Origin of the sequence: Fimbriimonas ginsengisoli Gsoil 348 (genome assembly GCF_000724625.1) — a bacterium.
GTDB lineage: Bacteria > Armatimonadota > Fimbriimonadia > Fimbriimonadales > Fimbriimonadaceae > Fimbriimonas > Fimbriimonas ginsengisoli.
The window spans coordinates 3844446-3863744 of record NZ_CP007139.1; the positions used below are offsets into that span (position 1 = coordinate 3844446).

The following is a 19299-nucleotide window of genomic DNA, read 5'->3' on the forward strand; positions in this document are numbered from 1 at the left end:
TCAGGGGCAGCCTGCCCCTGGGAAAACTCGCGCTCACCCTTAACTCATTCGGGAAGGGTGGCATTCCCTTGACTTCGGTCGTCGACCCGAATGGGAACCCTATGAACTGCGGCTGGCGTCTCGGCGGATGTACCAGTAGCCGGCGCCGAGAAGGCCGATTCCTAGGATAAGGAGGATCGCGACGCGGACGAGCTGGCTGGCTTGGGCAAGGTCGTAAAGGACGACCTTGATCATGGTGAGGGCGAGGGCCGCGATGCTCCCCATTCGAAGACTACGGAAATTTCGGACGAACCCAAAGGCGAGGGCGACAAAGCTTCCCAGCAAGGCGGCGGCGGTAAAGGCGAACGTCGGCCCGAGCAGCCCGAACGTGGTTAACGCTAGATAGGCGCCCCGGCCCAGGGCTACGCCGAGGCCGAAAAGAAATATCGTTTCCGCCTCTTCGCCAATCTTTCTTGCCAAGCTACTGGCCGCGAAGCAGGTGACCACCACGATAAGGAGATAGAGAGCGTCGATTCTTGGCTCTATGCCGCGATCTTGAATAAGGATCGTGTACGGAACGAGCGACAAGACCATCTCCGCACCGGCAAGGACGAGGCACGGCGCCATCCTTACTTTGAGTGCAGCGACACAACAGAGGGCGCCCAGGCTCGGAAGCAGCAAGAGAGTGGTCGTCCGTTCCAACCCGAAAGGGGCGACCCAGAGAGCAGTCGCCGCCGCCCCGGCGATGAGGGTGGAACGGAACGCCTGGTCCGGCGCGAGGAGAGAAACGGCGGCGGCGGCGAGCGAAAAGGCGACGATATGGCCGGCGCCCTGCAGGCCCGGATGGAGGGCGAATGCCCCAATCCCAGTGAGGAGCGTGGCAGCGGCGGCGGCGATGGCAGGGGTCGCCTGGGGACGGCGCGAAGACCAGCAGAACGCGGCCAGACCGATAAGTCCGGCGATTTCCAGCGTTCCGACGCCGAGCGGCCAAGTCGAAGCGCGGTTAAGGGCGATCGGGATCGCGCTGAGGGCGGCCGCGAGCCAAAGACCGAGCGAAGCGTCGGCCCACTTGTTGCGTGCGGCAACGAACGCGGCGGAAACGAGAATAAGAAAGAACAGGCCCGCCGCCATCTCAGGCTGGTTGCCTTGCAGCGGTAGCAGGGCGGCGACGAGGCCGCCGGTCATTCCGATGGCCAGGAAGGCACGTGTCGCCTTCCAAAGCGAGTAAGCAAGGTTTACGAGGCTGAGCGCCACGAACAGAGCGACGACGGATTCTCCGCTGTAGAGGTGTTGGAAGAAGTGTCCGCCCGCAAAATCGAAGTACAGACCGCACGAGCCGATACCGGTCAGGATGTGGCCAAACTCCGCGCGCTCGTTTCGTTTCCATTGACCGATGCCGATAAGGGCTAGGCACAGGGCGGCCGCGCCGCCGAAAATCGTTCCCGGTCCGATAAACCCCTTCTCGTAAGCAATGCTGACGAGGTAGGCGAACATCAAGACGAGCACCGCGGCGCCGGCCCGGGGGAGGATCTTCGTTCCGATGAAGTTCTCGGTTGCTTCATCGATCACGGGCGGAGACGCGGGAGGACTCCAGTCTCTGAACACGACGGGCGGCGCTACTATCGGCGTCGCTGGAATTGGCGCCGGGGTCGGCGCCCCCTCCAGCCGACTCAGCCTGGCCTCGATTGCGTCCAACCGTTTCAGTACCGCTTCTAATGCCTGATCGTCCATGCCGTTGCCACAGGTTGCGCTCTTTGCCTGTTGGAGGCAAGGAGAGGAGGAGGAAATGAGGACCGTTCCCTTCATTGTGGGTTCACTAAGGGAAATGGGAGGCGCGCCTTATTCCTTTGAGATCGAGATTCCGCGGCGGTACTTCGATGTCGGCCTGAGCGCGTCGAGCGGCCAGATGTTTCGGTGGAAGCAAACGGCAAATTCCGAATGGGTCGGGGCAAACGGCAAACACTGGTTTCGCGTCCGCGTACTCGACGGACGAGAGGCTTACCGGGTGGAATCCAGCGGCCCGCCGACCGTTTTCCAGAGCCTATTTCGACTGGACTGGGACGCGGCCGACGTCACCGAGACTTTAACGAGGTTGGGACCGGAGCTTGAGCCGTACCTGCAAGCGATGCCCGGCCTTCGCCTCACCAGGTCGGGCGATGCGGTCGAAACATTCTTTTCGTTTCTCTGCTCGGCCAACAACCACATCTCCCGGATCACCGGGATGGTGAACCACTTGGCGGCTTACGGTCCGCGCCTAGAAGTTGTCGATGTCATCGACTTGCACCGATTCCCCAGGGTTGCCACTCTGGCGAAGGTCGAAGAGGCGGAATTAAGGGAAAAGGGGTTTGGCTATCGAGCCGCTACGATCACCCAAATCGCGCGGGAATTGGAGTCCAGGGGTGGCGAGGCTTACCTCCGATCGCTTGGCGCGATGCCGTACGAGCGAGCCCAAATCGAGCTTCTCGGATTTAAAGGGATCGGACGGAAGTTAGCCGATTGCATCGCCCTCTTCGGGCTGGACCACACCGAGGCGGTTCCGATCGACACGCACATTTGGCAGGCCGCGACCCGCCTGTACTTCCCCCATTGGCAGGGGACCGCACTTACCGATCGGAAGTATGAAGAGGCGAGCGCTTTCATACGAAACCGGTTCGGGCGCCTCGCCGGTTGGGCGCAGCAGGCGCTCTTTTACGAGAACGTCGTCAACTGGCGAACCCGAAAATAGCCTGGTTTGCGCCCTCCCCGGAACCTCAAGAACTTCAGCCGGCGGCCGCCGGGTCGTTGACTAAAGTCAACGCCGCAAGCCGACTGAAGCCGGCGCTCCTGACGCCTCGGCCTCCCGAATAGGCCATAGCTATCAAACCCGCTATCATGACGTTCCGTCGAGTTCCTTGTCAACCCTTTTGGCGTAAAAAATGAAAAAAGTTGCGTTCACGTTTCGGGCGCAAACTTGCACGTATGTGTAGTGACTTCTGGGGCGGCAAGCAAATTTGCTTGCTCAACGCTTTCTGCAACCGGTATAACACGTCGTCTGCAGCCAGGCAAGAGGAGGCTCCAAATGCGCAACTGCTCACAGAAGGTGAGTACAGTCTTGGCCCTACTGACCGTCGCCACGATGGCAATGGCGGGAAGTAAAGGTCACAAGATCGAAACTCAACTGGAGACCCATACGGATAGGATTCCGGCGGGTGTTCGGTATGAGTTTAGTCGAACCGTCCGGCCAGGACGGTTGGTGAAGGCCCAGGACGGGCGGGAAGGAGTGATAAAGAAGACCTTCCGCATCACCTACAAGGACGGTAAACCCGTCGATAAAGAACTAGTAAAAGAAGAGCGCCGGCAACCACAGCCGACGTTGATGTTAATGAGTCGAAGCGGTTGGCAAACCAGCCGCGGATCGTTCGGTCGGGGCAAGGTTTTGGACATGGTAGCTACGGGTTATTACGCCATGGTCTGCGGAACCGGTCGGACGAGATTGGGATATCGCGCGGATTACGGCCATGTGGCGGTTGATCCAAGGGTTATTCCACTTGGCTCGCTCGTCTACGTGGAGAGCTATGGGTTCGCGATTGCGTCCGATACAGGGAGCGCGATCAAGGGACACCGGATCGATCTCTGCTTTCCCGATTACGGCACGGCGGCACGGTACGGGCATAAGCACCTGAAAGTGCACGTGTTAAGTAGAAGTTGAGGCTGTACGATCCGGGGACGCTCAAGGCGTTCCTCGCTCGTCACGGCCTCGACGCCACCAAGAGTTTGGGCCAGAATTTTCTGGTCTCTTCTCGGGTGGTCGACAAAATTGTGAACGCCGCGCATGGCTGTAGCGGCGTCTGTGAAATCGGCCCCGGTCCCGGGGTCCTAACTCAACCGCTCAGCGAACAAGCTGAGCGGTTGATTGCGTTAGAATTGGACCCCCGAATGGCGGTCCTGCTCGCCGAGTCGTCCCCTCGTGCCGAAGTTCGGCAGGCCGACGCTCTCAAAATCGATCTCGCGGCGTTGCTGGACGAACTGCCCGGCCCACGTGCGATCGTCTCGAACATGCCGTACTACATCACCGGTCCGCTTCTGCAGCGGGTCGCCGACGTGCGAGGCCATTTTGATCGCGCGATCCTGATGATGCAGCGGGAGGTCGCGCAACGCGTGGTGGCGCCCCCCGCCAGCGGTGAGCGAGGATCGCTTTCCGTCTACCTTCAGACGCTGTTCGAGATCCGTCCATTGGCGGAGGCCCCGTCGACGGTGTTTCTCCCGCCGCCAAAGGTAGATAGCTCTGTTCTCCTCTTCGTCCCTCGCCAGGTCGACGTTTCCGACTTTTACTTCAAGCTCATTCGCCTCGGGTTCGCCCAGCCTCGGAAGACGTTGGCGAACAATCTAGCCGCCGGTCTGAAGCTATCTCGCGGCGAATCGATCCCGATCCTGGAGGAGCTGGGGATGTGGGAGAAGACTCGTGCACAAGAGCTGGACGAGGCGTCGTGGCGAGCGCTCGCCGACCGGCTTGCTCCATTACCCTCGGACCTCTGAATTGTTTAGCTCTTTGTTGCTGAAGATCGAGGCGCGGCGGCTCGGCTTTGAGCTGTGCGGGGTAGCCGAGGCGGTGGAGGCGCCGCATTTGAGGGAGTATGCGGCTTGGCTGGACAAGGGCTACCACGGAGAAATGGGTTACCTCCGGGAGCATCTGCCAATAAAAGCCCATCCCCGAGCCCTTCTTCCCGGAGTGCGGTCGGTGATTGCGGTCGGGCTCAATTACAATCAGCCCAATCCGCCGCGCCCGGGGCGCCCCCGGATCGCGCGCTATGCCTTGGGGCGTGACTATCACCGAGTGCTCCGAGGAAAGCTGAAGAAGCTGGCCGCCTGGATCGAGGCGAACCATCCGGGCTCGGAGTGCCGCGCTTGCGTCGACTCGGCGCCGGTGTTCGAGCGGGATTACGCGCGGCTGGCGGGACTTGGCTGGTTCGGAAAGAACACGATGTTGATCAACTCCCAGCGCGGAAGCTGGTTCTTCATCGGCCTGTTGCTCACCACCGTCGAATTCCATCCCGACGAAGCGGCCGTCGGCGCCTGCGGGACTTGCCGCCGGTGCATCGACGCTTGCCCGACCGGGGCGATCGTATTTGAGGAAGGCCGCTGGCAGGTCGACGCGCGGCACTGCATCAGCTACCTCACCATCGAACACCCGGGAGAGCTACCCCGGCCGACCGGAGAATGGACGTTCGGATGCGATGTGTGCCAAGAGGTCTGCCCGTTCAATCATCCGCGACCCCGAGCCCCGTTGCGAGCCCAGGTAACGGAAGAGCCGGATTTCCTCGCGCAACGGGAATGGCCCTCTCTTGTCGAACTGGCCGAGCTCTCTTACGAAAGGTGGGACCACCTCACGCGCGGCTCCGCCGTCCGGCGAACCGGCATCGAAGGTCTGCGAAGAAACGCCGGCGCAAACCTAAAAAACTCGGACGCTTCCTAGCGGCATGCGATGAACCCGCAGCCATCCCGCCTAACCCGCGAACGGATTCTGTTGCAGCCGAGAGCCGCACCATGTGCAGTTGGGGCTCCGGCGCGTCAGGAGTCTTCGGTTGCAAGTGGGGCAGACACCGTTTTCCGGGCCTGCGCGGCCGTCCATGACGCCGTCTCGGGCGTCGACTGATTGGATCGCGGCGACAAGTTCCTCTTCGGTGCAACCCAGCTTGTTCTTGAGCAGCTCCCACAGTCCGGCGCAGGCGAGCTCCAGGTGCTCGACCCGGTGCTCTAGCGGAGTCACCGCGTCGTCCACGGCCGCGCGAGCCGTGTTTTGGCTTTGCTGGAATTGGAGCTGATTGAGCCCGGACGTTTTGTAAAGCAAGTAGGGAAGCATGGCCCGATTATGCTCCCCGGACGTCTCTTGCGCTAGGCCGTCTTCGCTTCTTCCTCGGTAAGATCCGCGTGCGCATCTCGGTACAGGCGGGCGTACTTCTTGGCGCTGGCATCCCAGCCGAAGTCGGATGTCATTCCTTCGAGCATGATTTTTTGCCAGCGGCCCGGGTCGGAATAAGCGTCGGCGGCGCGGGTAACGGCCGCAACGAGAGCCATCGGCTCCAAGCGGTCGAAGACGAAGCCGTTGACACCCTCGAAGACGGTGTCGGCGAGGCCGCCGGTGCGCCGGACGACCGGGACGGTTCCGTAACGCATGGCGATCATCTGCCCTAGCCCACACGGTTCGAATGCGCTCGGCATCAGGAAGCCGTCGCATCCGGCATACACGCGCTGGGCGAGCGGGGCGTCAAACGCCTCCACGAATCGAAAGTTTTGGGGGAAGCGCTTTTCCAGATCTCTCAGCGCCTTGGAGATCTTTGGATCGCCAAGCCCTTGGATTACCAGCCGAATCGGCAGGTCGAAGAGAGTTTCGGCCGCTTCGACGATCAGGTCGAGCCCTTTTTGGCTGCTCAGCCGGCTCACGACGCCGAACAGGGGAGTGGCCGGATCGACCGGTAGATCAAGCTCCTTCAGCAGAGCAGCCCGATTCCTGGCTTTGTTCGCCGGCTCGTCCGCGGAGAAGTGGAACGGGATATCGAGGTCGGTGGCGGGGTTAAAAACGTCGGTGTCGATCCCGTTCAATATTCCGGAAAGCCTGCCATCTTCCGCCAGGTGGCGCATGAGCCCTTCGAGGCGGGCGCCGAATTCAGCCGTCTGGATCTCGCAGGCGTAATTCTCGCTGACCGTATTGACCCGATCCGCGTAGGCGCAGCCGGCTTTGAGAAAGTTCACGTACCCGTATGCCTCCGTCCGCTCGTAGTGGAAGAGGCTATGGGGAAGACCGAGGGCCTCAAGCGCATCCAAGCCGAACTCGCCCTGGTAGGCGAGGTTGTGGATGGTGAAGACGCTCGGAACGTTCGCCCAGCGCGGCCCGGCCTTTTCCTTGAGCAGGACGGGGAGGAAACCGGTGTGCCAGTCGTTAACGTGGATGACGTCGGGAATCCAATCGAGCTCCTCCATCGCCTTGATGACGGCGGCGCAGAAGAAGAGGTGCTGCATTCCGCCTGGATAGTAAAGAGTCTCGCTGGAAACCGCTTCCGTGTACCACTCGTCGGTACCGATGAAGCCTACCGGCAGACCGTCGTGCTCCGTTTCTTTAAAGGTCGCGCCTTTAGTCCACCGCGGATTCATCTCGACATCGAAATGCTCGACCGTGGTTTGAAGCCTCCATCGAGGATCGTCCTCGATCATTCGGTAGAGAGGCATGACGAGGCGAGCATCGTGCCCGAGCCTTCGCAGAGCTTTAGGGAGAGCTCCCGCAACGTCGGCGAGGCCACCCACTTTAGCGAACGGAGCGGCCTCGGCGGAAACGAACAAAACCTTCATCCAATCTTATTGATCGGCATTAGTCGGCCCGAGTGCCATAGGACTGGGTCTCAATGCCTGGGTTCCGTCACTCTCCCTGTGCGGAACGTATATTGCACCTCTTTATTGACGTCGATATACCTGGTAAACGTGCGGGTAGATGCTTTGGAGGCGCCTCACATCGCTTCCAGGAGAACTGCGGTTGCTTCGCCCCCACCGATACAGGGGGTGGCAATCGCATATCGGCCGCCACGTCGGCGGAGCTCGAGGAGAGCAGTCAGGATCAAGCGCGCGCCGGTCATACCGATCGGATGGCCCAGCGCGACGGCGCCGCCGTTGACGTTCAGCCGATCCCGCGGAATCTCGACCTTCTGGCCGACCGCCATCGCGACGACGGCGAACGCCTCGTTAACCTCGAACAGGTCGATGTCGCTCACCTTGAGGTTGTGCTGCTCCAAAAGTTTCTGAACCGCGAACGCAGGCGCCGTGGTGAACCATTGCGGGTCTTGAGCGTGGGTCGAGTACCCGACGATGCGGCCAAGCGGTTTGGCGCCCCGTCGCTCTGCCTCCGTCATGCTCGCCACGATCAGAGCGCAGCCGCCGTCGTCGAGCGAGCTGGCGTTACCGGCCGTGGTCACCCCCTCTTTACCGAACGCCGGTCGGAGCGAGGGCAGCTTCGAAATATCTCCTTTGGCCGGCTCTTCGTCCTTGTCCACGATCACAGGATCCCCTTTTCGTTGCGGGATCGATACGGGAACGATCTCGTCGGTAAAGCGCCCCGCAGCCTGAGCATCGAGCGCTCGCCGGTAGCTTTCGGCGGCGAACTCGTCGAGCTGCTCACGCGAGAAGTCGAGCGAAGCGGCGGTGGCGTCTCCGCAGGTTCCCATGTGGCAGTCGCCATATGGATCCCAAAGACCGTCGTGGATCATCGTGTCGATCAGCTTGCCGTTACCCATGCGGTAACCGGTTCGCGCCTTATCCAGAGCGTAAGGAGCGTTGGTCATCGACTCCATTCCACCGGCGACGACGATTTTGCTGTCGCCGAGCTTGACCGCTTGGGCGGCCAGCATCGCGGCTTTCATCCCCGAGCCGCAGACCTTGTTGACCGTGAGCGCGGGAACCGAAGTGGGGAGGCCGGCGGCAATCGCGGCCTGCCGGGCCGGAGCCTGCCCAACGGCTCCGGTAAGGACTTCGCCCATGATGACCTCGTCCACTTCTTCCGGACTCACTCCGGCGCGCTCGAGCGCGGCCTTGATGGCAAACGAACCTAGCTGAGGACCGGTGAAGGTGGAGAGCGCGCCCATAAAAGCGCCGATCGGCGTACGCGCGCCCGCGAGAATTACTACGTCTTCCATTGGGTTAAGAACCTCGTTGTCCTACAGGAAAGGATACCGGGCAGTTGGGCTGCCACGGCGTTGCTTGAGTATGAGATTGAGGCCTGACCCAGTTGAATGCCGAATGGCTCAATCAGTCCACACGCCACAAGCCACAGTCCACACGTCTGCTTTATCGCTTTCGATTCAGCTTCGCCAAAGCGCGGTCGAAGTATTCGACTTCGGGCATTTTTAGCCGTTTGGTGAGGAAATAGTAAGCCCAGGCCGCGCAGGTAGCAGTGAGGAGGAAGCAGAGGAATTCGACCAAGCGATGCCGGCCGAGACCGACCGATTCCGTAGCGTACGCGGCCACGAAGGCGACGGCGCCCATGGCCGTCGCCGCCACCAACGCCTTCCCAAACGTCTTGAAGACCCCCTTCCGATCGATCTGTGCGACGGACTTTTCGAGCGCCACGAACAGGATCACGACGAGGAGCAACGCCGCGATGTCGGTCGACCAGGCCAACGAAGTGAACGGAAGCCCCTGCGACGTGCAGAAGGTGCACATCGCAATGAAGATGGCCGTCATGCCGGTGCTGAGGGCGACCGGCAGCATCGTCTTGTGGACGGAGAAGAAACCCCGCATCAAAACCGGTTGAATGCACCAGGCGATGATGCTCGGAGCATAGATCCGGAGCGTAAGAGCGATATCTTCGAGGTGTCCGTCCTTCGCCGCCTTCCCATATCCGTAAATAAGGTGGGAGATCTGGGGAGCGAGCGCCAGCATCAGGGCCGCCGACGGAACGCCGAGGTAAATGACCGTGCGCAGGCTCCGTGTCATCTGCGAAGCGTACAGATCCATCCGCTTCTGGGCGTAAAACTGGGCGAGAACGGGAAAGGCGGCGAGCGCCATCGACTGGCCGAAGATTCCGCTCGGAGCCTGCATCAGGTTGTTGCTGAGACGGAAAACCGTATTGATCCCTTCCGAATAGTGGGCCGCGAAGTAGGTGGTGATCAACTGAACGACGCTCGGAAGCGAGAATCCGAAAATGACGGGCGCAAGGAGTCGGAAGAACTTGCCAACCCCCTCCGCTTTCAGGTCGAGACTCGGCTTGAAGTGCGAGCCGGTTTTCGCCATGAAATAGGCGGGCAGCAAGAGGTTGCCGATCATGGCCCCGGTCAGCCCGCCCCACGGCATCCCGGCAATCCCCAGTGGGCTAAGGCCGCCGACGATTGCGCCGACGATGATGCCGACGTTGTAGACGTTGGGGGCGAGGCTCGGGGCTAAGAATTGGCGCCGCGCGTAGAGGGTTGCAAGGAGGATCGATCCGATGAGGAATGCGAACTGCGCGGGTAGCAGAATGCGACCCATCTCCACGATGTGCGGCTCCAAGAGTGCGGAGATGTTGTGTCCTGCCTTATCCGTCTTATCTTTGGCAATGAAGTGAGCGACCCATGGCGCGAGAGCCCATGCGACGGCGATCAAAACCGCGACGGCGAGAGAACAGACGGTGACGACGACGCTGAAAAGCTTCCAGGCTTCGCGTTCCTTCTTGGTATGCAGGAGCTGGCTGAAGACCGGCATGAACGCGGAGCTCAAGCCGCCGCCGGCGACCAGCATAAAAAGGAGGTCGGGGATGGTGATCGCGATGCCGTAGGCGTCGGTTTGGATGCTCACCGCGAACATCGCGGTCATCGCGGTGTCGCGCAGCATGCCGAGCACGCGACTCAACCCGAGGCTGAAAGACATGATCCCGCTGGCGCGGGCGACGGTACGGTCCGCCGACTCGTCAACGGGCGGCAGCGGTACGTCGGTCACAGCGGAAAAGTAAACCCGAGTCGACGGAAGGTTGTTCGCAACCGCGGCAAAAACGAATTGACGATTGACAATTGTCAACCGTCAATTCTCGGGACCTTAGAGAGCTCGGTCGATGAGGGCGGCGATCTGCGGCTTCGGAGCGGCGCCGACCATCCGGTCGACTTCCTTGCCACCCTTAAAGACGACGAGGGCTGGGATGCTCATAATGCCGTAGCGCTGAGCCAGATCGCCTTCGCTGTCTACATCGATCTTGACAACCTTGGCGCGGCCGGCATAGTCGACGGCCAGTTGTTCGATCGACGGACCGATCGCCTTGCAAGGGCCACACCACTCGGCCCAAAAATCTACAAGAACTGGAACGTCTGACTGGAGGACCTGCTGGTCGAACTCCGCGGTCGTCATGGAAAGGTGGGAAGCCATCTGCCGTGTAATCTCCTTAGCGTAACCTAGGTCGGTATACCCGATCAGTTGGACGACGACGCCGGGAAAAAGCTTCCCGGGAGGTGTGACTCATCCCGCGTTGTGAACGTCTACTATTACGAGAAGGCCATTTAAAGGCCACTGTTTTGGAGGAGACTGACACCGGTGATAAAGAGGTTTGCAGGAGTAGCGCTCGCGATCGGCGGGACCATGCTGATGGCGACGGGCGCCCAGGCGCAAAAAGGTTCGGAGAACGGGCTGATCGGAATCAAGCTGTACGATTCAGGTGCTCGAGTCGTGAGCCTCTATGGCACGCCGGACCAGATCCAGCCGGTTAGCGTCGGCACGGGCTCGGCATCCGGCGGCGGCAGCCCGTTCGGCGGCGGCGGCTCGCCGTTTGGCGGGGCGCCAGGCGGAATGCCCGGTCCAAAGGGCGGCGGCGGAATGCCCGGAGCGAGCGGCACCGGCGCCGACGTGCACGGTCCGTTCGATTTTGGCAACAACATTTTGCAGTTCGGCAGTAAAGGCCCTGGCGGCCAGGGCCGACCGGGAGGCATGCCGGGCGGAATGCCGGGCGGCCAGGGAATGCCTGGACCGGGACCGGGCGGAGCGGGTCCTGGCGGTGTTCCAGGCCCTCCGGGAAGTTCCGGTTTTGGCGGCGGTAGCAACGGCACCCCCCGTGGCGGCGGTGGAGCGGCGGAGTACGCGACGTACACCCGCTGGATCTACAACCGAAGCGGCAGCAAGTACGGCTTCATCATCGACAAATTCGGCCGAGTAGTGCAGATCGAAGCGATCGGGCTGCAGAACAATAAGGTCCGAACGCGACGGGGAGTCGGCTTTGGAGCCACGTTCGCCCAGCTCATCAAGAAGTACAGCACTCCGGATGGGTACGAGATCAGCGGCGACAACGTGCTGGTGAAGTTCTTGACCAAGAACCGCGTCGCGTTCCGCCTTACCCGGTTGGGTGAAAAGAAGCCTCAGGTTGTGACGGGCATCGTCGTCGCGGCTGCGAAGGGCTAAAAGAGCTTGGCGGACGAGCGCGACGAGATCCGGTCACGGGTCGATATCGTCGATCTCGTCAGCCGGGAGGTTCCGCTTAAGCAGCGGGGCCGGCACTGGACGGGTCTTTGTCCGTTTCACGCGGACAAGAACCCGTCTTTTAACGTCAGCCCGGAGACCGGCCGGTTCAAATGCTGGTCGTGTCAGGCGACGGGCGATATTTTCGACTGGGTGATGCGGCGTCAGAACGTCGACTTCGCGGAGGCGATCCAAATCTTGGCCAAAGAGGCCGGGATTACGCTGAAGCGCGGGGGCGGGATGCCGGCGTCGACGCGTCAGCAGTACGAGACGGCCATGGACGCCGGGCTCGCGTTCTTCCGCGAGAATTTCGTTAAGTCGACCACCGCGCAGGAGTACTGCGCCGGCCGCGGCCTCGACGCGGCTACCCTCGACCTTTGGGAGATCGGCTACGCGCCGGATGTCGGCGTAGCCCTTCCCAACCACCTCAAGAAGGCAGGGGTCTCCCTTGCGGAGGCAAAGACGCTGTTCCTAGTCGATGGGGATCAAGACACCGGCTACTACGGCAAGTTCCGCTCCCGGCTCATGTTTCCGATCCGTGACGAAAAAGGGACGCTGGTGGCATTCGGCGGCCGGATCCTTGGTGACGGGCACCCGAAGTACATCAACAGCAGCGACACCCCCCTCTACCGTAAGAGCCGGGTTTTATACGGGATGCACCGAGCCCGGGAGCAGATGGGCCGGGAGCGGCGAGCGGTTCTCGTCGAAGGATATTTGGACGTCATCGCCTGCCACCGAGCGGGCGTGGCGACCGCCGTCGCCTCTCTGGGCACGGCGCTCGCGGAGGACCAGGCGAAGCTTCTGAAGCGTTGGTGCGACGAGGTGGTGATCCTTTACGACAGCGACGAGGCGGGGCAGAAGGCGGCAGCTCGCGCGGTGGAGATACTGGAAGCGGAGAAATTACGCGTTAGGGTAGCCCTGATGCCCCTGGGCGAGGATCCGGACACCCTGCTGAGAAACGCAGGCCCTGCGGCCGTCCAGACCGCCGTAACGAGGGGTCTGAGTCCTACCGACTATCGGATGCAGGCGCTGGAGCGCCGACTGACGCCCGACAAGGACGAATTCTGGTCGGAAGCGGTGACGATCTTGTCCGAGACTACGAGTGAGATCGAGATGACGGCCCACATCGACCGTCTCTCCCCCTTACTGCCAGGCACCCGCGACTCGAACCTGGCGAAGCAAACGCTACTGAGGATGATCACCCGCACCCGCCGCAAGGCGAAGGGCGGCGGGAACCAGGGGCCGGAGCGCCCTACGGTGCAAAGGGAAAACCGGGTGATTCTAGGCGAGCTGAAGGCGGCCGAGATCGTGGTTTTCCGAGCATTCCTCAGCGAGGAGCTTCGAAAGAACGGGTGGATGTTTGCCCGCGCCACCAACCTCTTCGAGAGCGGCATTGCCCAACGTCTTAGTGAGGCGATCCTCGCAGCTTTTCCTTTGGAACCGCCGACGGGGAAGCCGGCCGAATGGTTGGCCAAATTGGAGGATGAGGGGATTAGGTCAGCTCTGGCCGACCTGCTGTATGAGTGGCGTGGCGATGCGTTGAACGGCCAGGTATTCGAGGACTCGATTATTAAGTTGCAAAAAGCAATGGCTCAACGAGAGTTTCGCCGTTTACGCGCGGCGGGCCTGAGCTGGGAAGAGGTCAGCGAGCGGATCCGCGAGCTTAATCCGGACCCGACCGACAAGCCAAAAGACGGCGACGACCTGTTCTAGAGGCTGGAATTACACGTGATTACCGGGTTCTTTCGCAAGATTTCCTAACTCTTTGGCATCGTGGAAAACCTCGGCTATAGTGAAAACGCCTTAGGGTACGGGGAGAGGGTCCCCCGTTACACAACATGGTTGTAGGATCGCGTCAGGATTTCCTGGAGCTGACGTCGGGACACGCGCTTGGGGATAGCGCGCGGACGGTATTAACGTCTTGCCCGGCTCAGCACCTATACTCGTCGTCGAAAGGGAACGGCAAAGTCGCTCGTTCAATCGTCCGCGAGGTTGAAGCGGGCGAACTTGGTCTCGATGAAGCGTCCCCGCTTGTCGAAACAGATTCGCTACATCTCGAAGATTCCGTGCGCATGTGGTTGCGGCGCATCGGGCAAATACCACTTCTCACTCCCGACCAAGAAGTCGCACTCGCCCGGCATAGCCGGCTAGGTTGCGTCGACTGCAAGCGGGCACTTATCGAAGCGAACCTCCGGCTGGTCGTCAGCATCGCTAAACGCTTTATGGGGAGAGGGCTCTCCATGCAGGACCTGATCCAAGAGGGGAACATGGGCCTGATCCGCGCGGTAGAGAAATTCGATCCGGATCGCGGATTCCGATTCAGCACTTATGCCACGTGGTGGGTTCGCCAGGCGATATCACGGTCAATCAGCGACCACGGTCGCACCATTCGGATTCCCGTTCACACGTTAGAGGCGGTGAACCGGATGATGAAGGCGACGAGCCATCTACAGCAGCGGCTGGGACGCGAGGTCACTTCCGCCGAGGTCGGACACTCGATCAATATGAGCCCGGAGAAGGTGGAAGACTTTCAGCGGGCGATCGCGGAGCCGCTCTCACTCGATTCTCCGGTCGGAGATAGCGAGGATTCGGCGCTCGGCGAGTTCATCGTCGACCGCACAGGGGAGTCGCCCTCGGAAGCGGCGGCGCGGGCATTGATGCGCAGCCGGATCGAGGACGTGCTCGACACGCTCGCCGACCGGGAGCGGGAGGTTATCGCCCTCCGCTACGGCCTGACCGACGGCCAGCCGCATACGCTGGAAGAGGTCGCGCGTTGCTTCCAAGTGACTCGCGAGCGAATCCGGCAGATCGAGCAGAAGGCCCTGAAGAAGCTGAAGCATCCTTCGCGCGCCACCGTGCTCCGCGAGCTAATCGCCTAAGTAGCGCCGGCATCCCTGCCGGCACTACAGGTAGAAGCCCGAATCCTTTGGAAAGATGATCCAGGGGCGTCCGATCTGATCGGGGTGCGTGAGCTCCTCGATCAGCAAGGGTGAGCCGTCGGCGTAACGAACTTCGGCGCCGAGTTCCTGTCCCATGAGCACGCAGGCGCCGATATCGTACAGCCGCTCCTTGTAGCCCAGGAGTCCTCGATAGCGCTGGCAAGCGGTAAACGTGCCGTCGATCACAAACGCCCCCGCCAGCCGCATCTTCCCGGGTAGCTTCGCGTCAGGCGCCTTCCGAATAAATCCGTCTGAGTAGCTGACCAGCTCTTCGGGGCGAACGGGTCCAGGCTCGATGTCGGGAAGCCTGACGCCGCTCCGGTAGGCGCCTTGGCCCTGCTCGGCCAGGTACGTTTCCCGCAAATCGGGCAGCGTTACTGCGCCAATCAGGATCTCGTCGCCCCGTACGAGGGCGACGCTGACCCCCCAAAGCGGTGAGCCAAAGCCGAAGTTGGAGGTGCCGTCGATCGGGTCGACCACCCAGAGCCCGGCAGTTCCGGGTTGATCGAAGCCGAATTCTTCCCCCCATACCGTGGTGTTGGGGATGAGTCGCGTCAGCTCTTGGCGTAGAAGCTGCTCGACCGCGCGGTCGGCGGCGGTGACGATGGTGCCGTCTCCCTTGAGCTCGCGAGCAATGCTCGTTCCACGCATCTCCTGCGCCAGGGCTCCCGCGCGTTCCACGATCGATCCAAGGTCGGCAAGGCGGGTCGATATCGGCATCGACTTCCATTATGTCGTCCCCCTTGCGACAGCAAGCCCCTGGAGTGGTATAACATTCCCCGGAGCGCGGGCATAGCTCAGTGGTAGAGCGATTCCTTGCCAAGGAATAGGTCGCCAGTTCGAATCTGGTTGCCCGCTCCAAGTTTTACGTTCAAAACGGGGTTCTGGATTGCATCCAGAACCCCGTTTACTATTTTGGCGACGACATGTTACTTGGCGGCGAGCGCTTCGTCGATTGCTTTGCGGACGGCTTCGCTGTCCGGGGTGTCGCGGGGGGTGAGGCGCTTGAACACTTTGCCGTCTTTGCCGATGACGAACTTCGCGAAGTTCCACTCGATGTCATCCGTCGGCCGGTCGCTCTGCGCGATGAGCCACTTATACAAGTCGGCTTGGTCGTCTCCCTTGACGGAGATTTTGCTGAACATCGGGAAGGTCACGCCGTAGTTGGCGGTGCAGAACTGCTTGATCTCAGCCTCGGTGCCTGGCTCCTGACCGTTGAAGTTGTTGGCGGGGAAGCCAAGCAGCACGACTCCCTGCTTCTTCTTCTCTTCGTACAGCGCCTGTAACCCCTTGTACTGCGGGGTAAGGCCGCACTTGCTGGCCACGTTCACCACCAGCATAACGTGTCCCTTGAACTTCTTCAAGGACACCTTTTTGCCATCGATGTCGGTCACGGTGAAATCGTAGATGGATTTGGCTTTCGGGCCGGCGTGAGGAGCGCTCATCGCTAGAGTCTGACATCCGACCAGTGCAAGAAGAATGGAAAGAGTACGCATGATAACTAAGTGTACGTCACTCAGTTCCTTACCGTCGGCGGAAGTGAAGGGTTTGATCGGCGGTGGTTAAGGATGCGTCAAAGTCATCTTTCCCTTTCCAAGTGAGTGTGATGGTGGAGGGGTTGATGACCTGAGATTTCAGAAGGTCGGCCTCGTAGTGCGGTCCCGTAGCTTTCACCGCGTTCGGCATCAATTTGACGGTGTTTCCCGTTTGCTCATACGTCCCGTCGACCTTTGCCTCAGAGACGTTTTGCTTGCGCTCGTATGCGAATTTACCGTCGGCATAGAAAGTCCAGTCGGCGGTGTACGAGTCGGCCTGAACGGTCCACTTACCCGGGAGCCCTTTGCTTAGATCCTGCGCGGTCGGCTTCTTGTCTTCGAGAGCCGAGCACCCGCTCAGGAGCCCGGCGAAGAGCAGAGGGAGCAAAGGGCGGTAGGTCATGGCATTTGCGACATTCGGTAGAGGATATGTGCATAGATGCGGCTCGCCCGGAATAGGTTCTCGATCTTTAGCCGCTCGTCCGTCTCGTGCGCGTTACCGTCCCCTTCCCAGCAGGTGCCGATGCTGACCGTATTCGGGATCGCCCGCGCATAAGTGCCGCCCCCCATCGTTCCCGGCGCCTTATGTTCGCCGGTCTCCTCCTCGTAAACCTCCACGATCGTCTTCACCAGCGGATGGTCGAGAGGGAAGTAGAGAGGAGGGGAGTCGCGGGTGACTTTGAGCTCGAACCCACTCTTCAACGTGGCCAGTTGGGCATTGCAAAGCGACTGGAGTTTTTCCCCGCTCCAGGTAACCGGATAGCGGATGTTGAACAGCAGTTCGACGTTTCCGTCCGCCGTGTTGACGATCCCGAGGTTGGAGGTGAGGTCCTTGCTCGGCTCATCGGAGCCCGCAATGCCGAGGCCGGCGCCCCCGATATGCGTCAGCTCGAACATCTCGTGGAAAAACGGCTCGCTGCTCAGGGGCGAAATCTCCTTAAGGAACCGAAGAAGCCGGATCGCCGCGCTATCCCCTTCAAACGGCGTCGAGCCGTGCGCGGCTTTACCGATCGCAAAAATCCCGAGGACGTCCCCTTCCCAGGCGAACGTAACGTTTCGGTCCCATGCATCGGCCAGTTTGCCGTCCACATGGGCCAGTGCGCCGGCGGCGACGCGAACCTTGCCGGAGCACGAGTCGATCACGATATTCGGCCGCTGTCCCCCTTCGATCTCGAGCAGCTCCATCTCGCCACCCTTGTTGAGCGGAACGGAGATCTCAAGATTGGCGATTCCCTTTTCAGCGTGGTAGAGCGGCCAGCCGGAATCGGGAGCGACGCCGTAGGTCGGCGGTTCCTCGGTCTGAACGTACCGGGCGACGCACCCGAACCCCGATTCCTCGTTGCAACCGAAGACTTGTCGCATCCGCGCTCCGATCTCCGGCACGCACTCCTTGATCGCCCGCATGGCGTAGAAAGAAGCCATCGTTGGCCCCTTATCGTCGGTCGTGCCCCGCCCGTAGATGTACCCTCCGTCGATCTCCGCGCCGAAGGGAGCGTGCTTCCAACCAGGGCCGACCGGGACCACGTCGAGGTGTCCAAGCGACACGATCAGCTTGTCGCCTTGGCCAAATTCGCCGTAGCCGATGTGCCCTTCCAGGTCGGTCGTCTTGAACCCGTACTTCTTCGCGAGGGAGAGCGCCAGGTCGAGCGCGCGACGGTTCTCCGCCCCGTAAGGGGCATTCGGAAGCGGTTCACTTTCCAGAGACGGGATTTGGAGCATCTCGCGAGTGTCGTCGAGCAGCTCTTGCTCATGGGCACGAAGCCAATCTTGGATCTTAGCGACGATCGGGTCGGACATGGCGCGAGGTTACCCGTAGCATCGGCTCCCCGCCGATTGATGAACTTGGCAGTAAGGTTAGAGCATGTTAAAGCCCGCTCGACTCCGCGAAGGCGACGCGATCGCCGTCCTCTCCCCGTCGTGGGGCGGGCCGAGCGTCTTTCCCCACGTTTTCGACCTCGGCCTGCGTAACCTGGAAAGCGTCTTCGGCTTGCGAATCAAGGAATTTCCGACCGCCAGAGCCGCCGACAATCTGATCTACCAAAACCCGAAAATGCGGGCGGAAGATCTCAACCGAGCCTTCGCCGACCCGGAAGTGAAGGGGATCGTCACGAGTATCGGCGGGGACGACTCGGTGCGTATCCTGCCGTTTCTCGATCTCCATACGATTTTGGCCAACCCCAAGATCCTGATGGGTTTCTCCGATACGACGACGCTTACTTCGTATCTCAGTTGGCACGGTTTGGTCACCTTTAACGGTCCGTCGGTGATGGCCGGCTTCGCGCAGTTGCGGCACCTCCCGGCCTCCTTTGGCGAGCACATTCGACAAATGCTGATGGTCGGGCCTCCGGCGCTGGAATACCACCCGTACGACGGGTGGACCAACCGATACCTCCCTTGGGAGACCCCCGGTTACGCGGGAGAAACGGCTCCGCTGGAGCCGAATGAAGGTTGGCGGTGGCTCCAAGGCGCCGAGTTGGCGCAAGGCCGCCTCTTCGGCGGATGCATCGACGTTCTGGAATTTCTGAAAGGGACCCGGTTTTGGCCCCCGGCCGAATTTTGGCCGGGCAAGATCCTCTTCTTTGAGACTTCCGAGGAAATCCAAGCCGTCGCCCCGGTTAAGTACATGCTCCGAAACTACGGGTCGATGGGCGTTTTCGACAAAGTCGAAGCCTTGCTATTCGGTCGGGCGCGAAACTACTCCCCGGCTCAGAACGAGGAGTATTTCGAGACGATCGTCAAGGTTGTGGCCGGCGAGTTCGGCCGACACGACTTGCCGATCGTGGCGAACATGGATTTCGGACACACCGATCCTCAGTGGATCCTTCCCCTCGGCGCAATGGCCGAACTTGACTGCGAAAGACGGCGCTTCCGATTGCTGGAATCCGCGGTTGCCTGACCCGTAAATTTGCCTA

At 61.0% G+C, this 19299-nt stretch carries 18 protein-coding genes and 1 tRNA gene; 9 read left to right on the plus strand and 10 right to left on the minus strand.

Features of this window, described 5'->3' with window-relative positions; translation table 11 throughout:
• Positions 1-99: 99 nt before the first annotated feature.
• Entirely contained in the window at positions 100-1785 is a 1686-nt protein-coding gene (locus OP10G_RS17180) for a DUF2339 domain-containing protein (RefSeq protein ID WP_025229205.1), read from the minus strand.
• Between the two features lie 19 nt (positions 1786-1804).
• On the opposite strand from OP10G_RS17180, the gene OP10G_RS17185 reads away from it, so the two are divergent.
• The 4 genes from OP10G_RS17185 to queG all read left to right on the plus strand — a co-directional run bounded on the left by OP10G_RS17185 (position 1805) and on the right by queG (position 5431).
• Entirely contained in the window at positions 1805-2704 is a 900-nt protein-coding gene (locus tag OP10G_RS17185; protein WP_025229204.1) for a DNA glycosylase, read from the plus strand.
• A 333-nt stretch (positions 2705-3037) separates the two neighbouring features.
• Positions 3038-3667, plus strand: coding sequence for a G5 and 3D domain-containing protein (locus OP10G_RS27715; protein ID WP_084179452.1), 630 nt, complete (start codon positions 3038-3040; stop codon positions 3665-3667).
• On the plus strand, positions 3664-4494 hold the full coding sequence (rsmA, locus tag OP10G_RS17195; protein ID WP_025229202.1) for a 16S rRNA (adenine(1518)-N(6)/adenine(1519)-N(6))-dimethyltransferase RsmA: 831 nt from the start codon (positions 3664-3666) through the stop codon (positions 4492-4494). The genes OP10G_RS27715 and rsmA overlap by 4 nt, the downstream gene beginning before the upstream one ends.
• 1 nt (position 4495) lies before the next feature.
• The gene (queG, locus tag OP10G_RS17200; RefSeq protein ID WP_025229201.1) at positions 4496-5431 is read left to right on the plus strand and encodes a tRNA epoxyqueuosine(34) reductase QueG; all 936 of its coding nucleotides are present in this window, start codon (positions 4496-4498) and stop codon (positions 5429-5431) included.
• 30 nt (positions 5432-5461) lie between these two features.
• Here the strand turns inward: queG and OP10G_RS17205 are convergent, their stop codons facing one another.
• The 5 genes from OP10G_RS17205 to trxA all read right to left on the minus strand — a co-directional run bounded on the left by OP10G_RS17205 (position 5462) and on the right by trxA (position 10833).
• A complete protein-coding gene (locus OP10G_RS17205) occupies positions 5462-5818 on the minus strand; it encodes a hypothetical protein (RefSeq protein ID WP_025229200.1) in 357 nt (118 codons plus the stop codon).
• A 32-nt stretch (positions 5819-5850) separates the two neighbouring features.
• On the minus strand, positions 5851-7302 hold the full coding sequence (locus tag OP10G_RS17210) for a glycogen synthase (RefSeq protein WP_025229199.1): 1452 nt from the start codon (positions 7300-7302) through the stop codon (positions 5851-5853).
• A 155-nt stretch (positions 7303-7457) separates the two neighbouring features.
• Positions 7458-8636, minus strand: a complete 1179-nt coding sequence (locus OP10G_RS17215; protein WP_025229198.1) for an acetyl-CoA C-acetyltransferase — start codon at positions 8634-8636, stop codon at positions 7458-7460.
• 151 nt (positions 8637-8787) lie between these two features.
• Positions 8788-10491 (minus strand): murein biosynthesis integral membrane protein MurJ, encoded by a 1704-nt coding sequence (gene murJ, locus OP10G_RS17220; protein ID WP_025229197.1) that lies wholly within the window; start codon positions 10489-10491, stop codon positions 8788-8790.
• Between the two features lie 18 nt (positions 10492-10509).
• A complete protein-coding gene (trxA, locus tag OP10G_RS17225; protein ID WP_025229196.1) occupies positions 10510-10833 on the minus strand; it encodes a thioredoxin in 324 nt (107 codons plus the stop codon).
• A 165-nt stretch (positions 10834-10998) separates the two neighbouring features.
• Between trxA and OP10G_RS24885 the strand changes: the two genes are divergently transcribed.
• The 3 genes from OP10G_RS24885 (at position 10999) to OP10G_RS27285 (ending at position 14792) form a co-directional block, all read left to right on the plus strand.
• Positions 10999-11856, plus strand: coding sequence for a hypothetical protein (locus OP10G_RS24885; protein ID WP_144241214.1), 858 nt, complete (start codon positions 10999-11001; stop codon positions 11854-11856).
• A 6-nt stretch (positions 11857-11862) separates the two neighbouring features.
• The gene (gene dnaG / locus OP10G_RS24890; RefSeq protein ID WP_025229194.1) at positions 11863-13626 is read left to right on the plus strand and encodes a DNA primase; all 1764 of its coding nucleotides are present in this window, start codon (positions 11863-11865) and stop codon (positions 13624-13626) included.
• Positions 13627-13985: 359 nt separating this feature from the next.
• Positions 13986-14792 carry a sigma-70 family RNA polymerase sigma factor gene (locus OP10G_RS27285; RefSeq protein ID WP_158409350.1) on the plus strand — a complete coding sequence of 269 codons (807 nt, stop codon included), beginning with the start codon at positions 13986-13988 and terminating at the stop codon, positions 14790-14792.
• 24 nt (positions 14793-14816) lie between these two features.
• Here OP10G_RS27285 and OP10G_RS24895 read toward each other — a convergent pair whose 3' ends face one another.
• Positions 14817-15572: an inositol monophosphatase family protein gene (locus tag OP10G_RS24895; protein ID WP_025229192.1), complete on the minus strand. Its 756-nt coding sequence runs from the start codon at positions 15570-15572 to the stop codon at positions 14817-14819.
• A gap of 66 nt (positions 15573-15638) precedes the next feature.
• On the opposite strand from OP10G_RS24895, the gene OP10G_RS17250 reads away from it, so the two are divergent.
• Positions 15639-15713: transfer RNA gene (locus OP10G_RS17250), tRNA-Gly, on the plus strand.
• Positions 15714-15781: 68 nt separating this feature from the next.
• Here OP10G_RS17250 and OP10G_RS17255 read toward each other — a convergent pair.
• From OP10G_RS17255 to OP10G_RS17265, 3 genes are all read right to left on the minus strand, one after another.
• A complete protein-coding gene (locus OP10G_RS17255) occupies positions 15782-16297 on the minus strand; it encodes a glutathione peroxidase (RefSeq protein WP_052547811.1) in 516 nt (171 codons plus the stop codon).
• 79 nt (positions 16298-16376) lie between these two features.
• Positions 16377-16790: a hypothetical protein gene (locus OP10G_RS17260; RefSeq protein WP_025229190.1), complete on the minus strand. Its 414-nt coding sequence runs from the start codon at positions 16788-16790 to the stop codon at positions 16377-16379.
• On the minus strand, positions 16787-18184 hold the full coding sequence (locus OP10G_RS17265) for a Sapep family Mn(2+)-dependent dipeptidase (RefSeq protein ID WP_025229189.1): 1398 nt from the start codon (positions 18182-18184) through the stop codon (positions 16787-16789). The genes OP10G_RS17260 and OP10G_RS17265 overlap by 4 nt, the downstream gene beginning before the upstream one ends.
• Positions 18185-18248: 64 nt before the next feature.
• Between OP10G_RS17265 and OP10G_RS17270 the strand changes: the two genes are divergently transcribed.
• The gene (locus OP10G_RS17270) at positions 18249-19283 is read left to right on the plus strand and encodes a S66 family peptidase (RefSeq protein ID WP_025229188.1); all 1035 of its coding nucleotides are present in this window, start codon (positions 18249-18251) and stop codon (positions 19281-19283) included.
• Positions 19284-19299 lie beyond the last annotated feature (16 nt).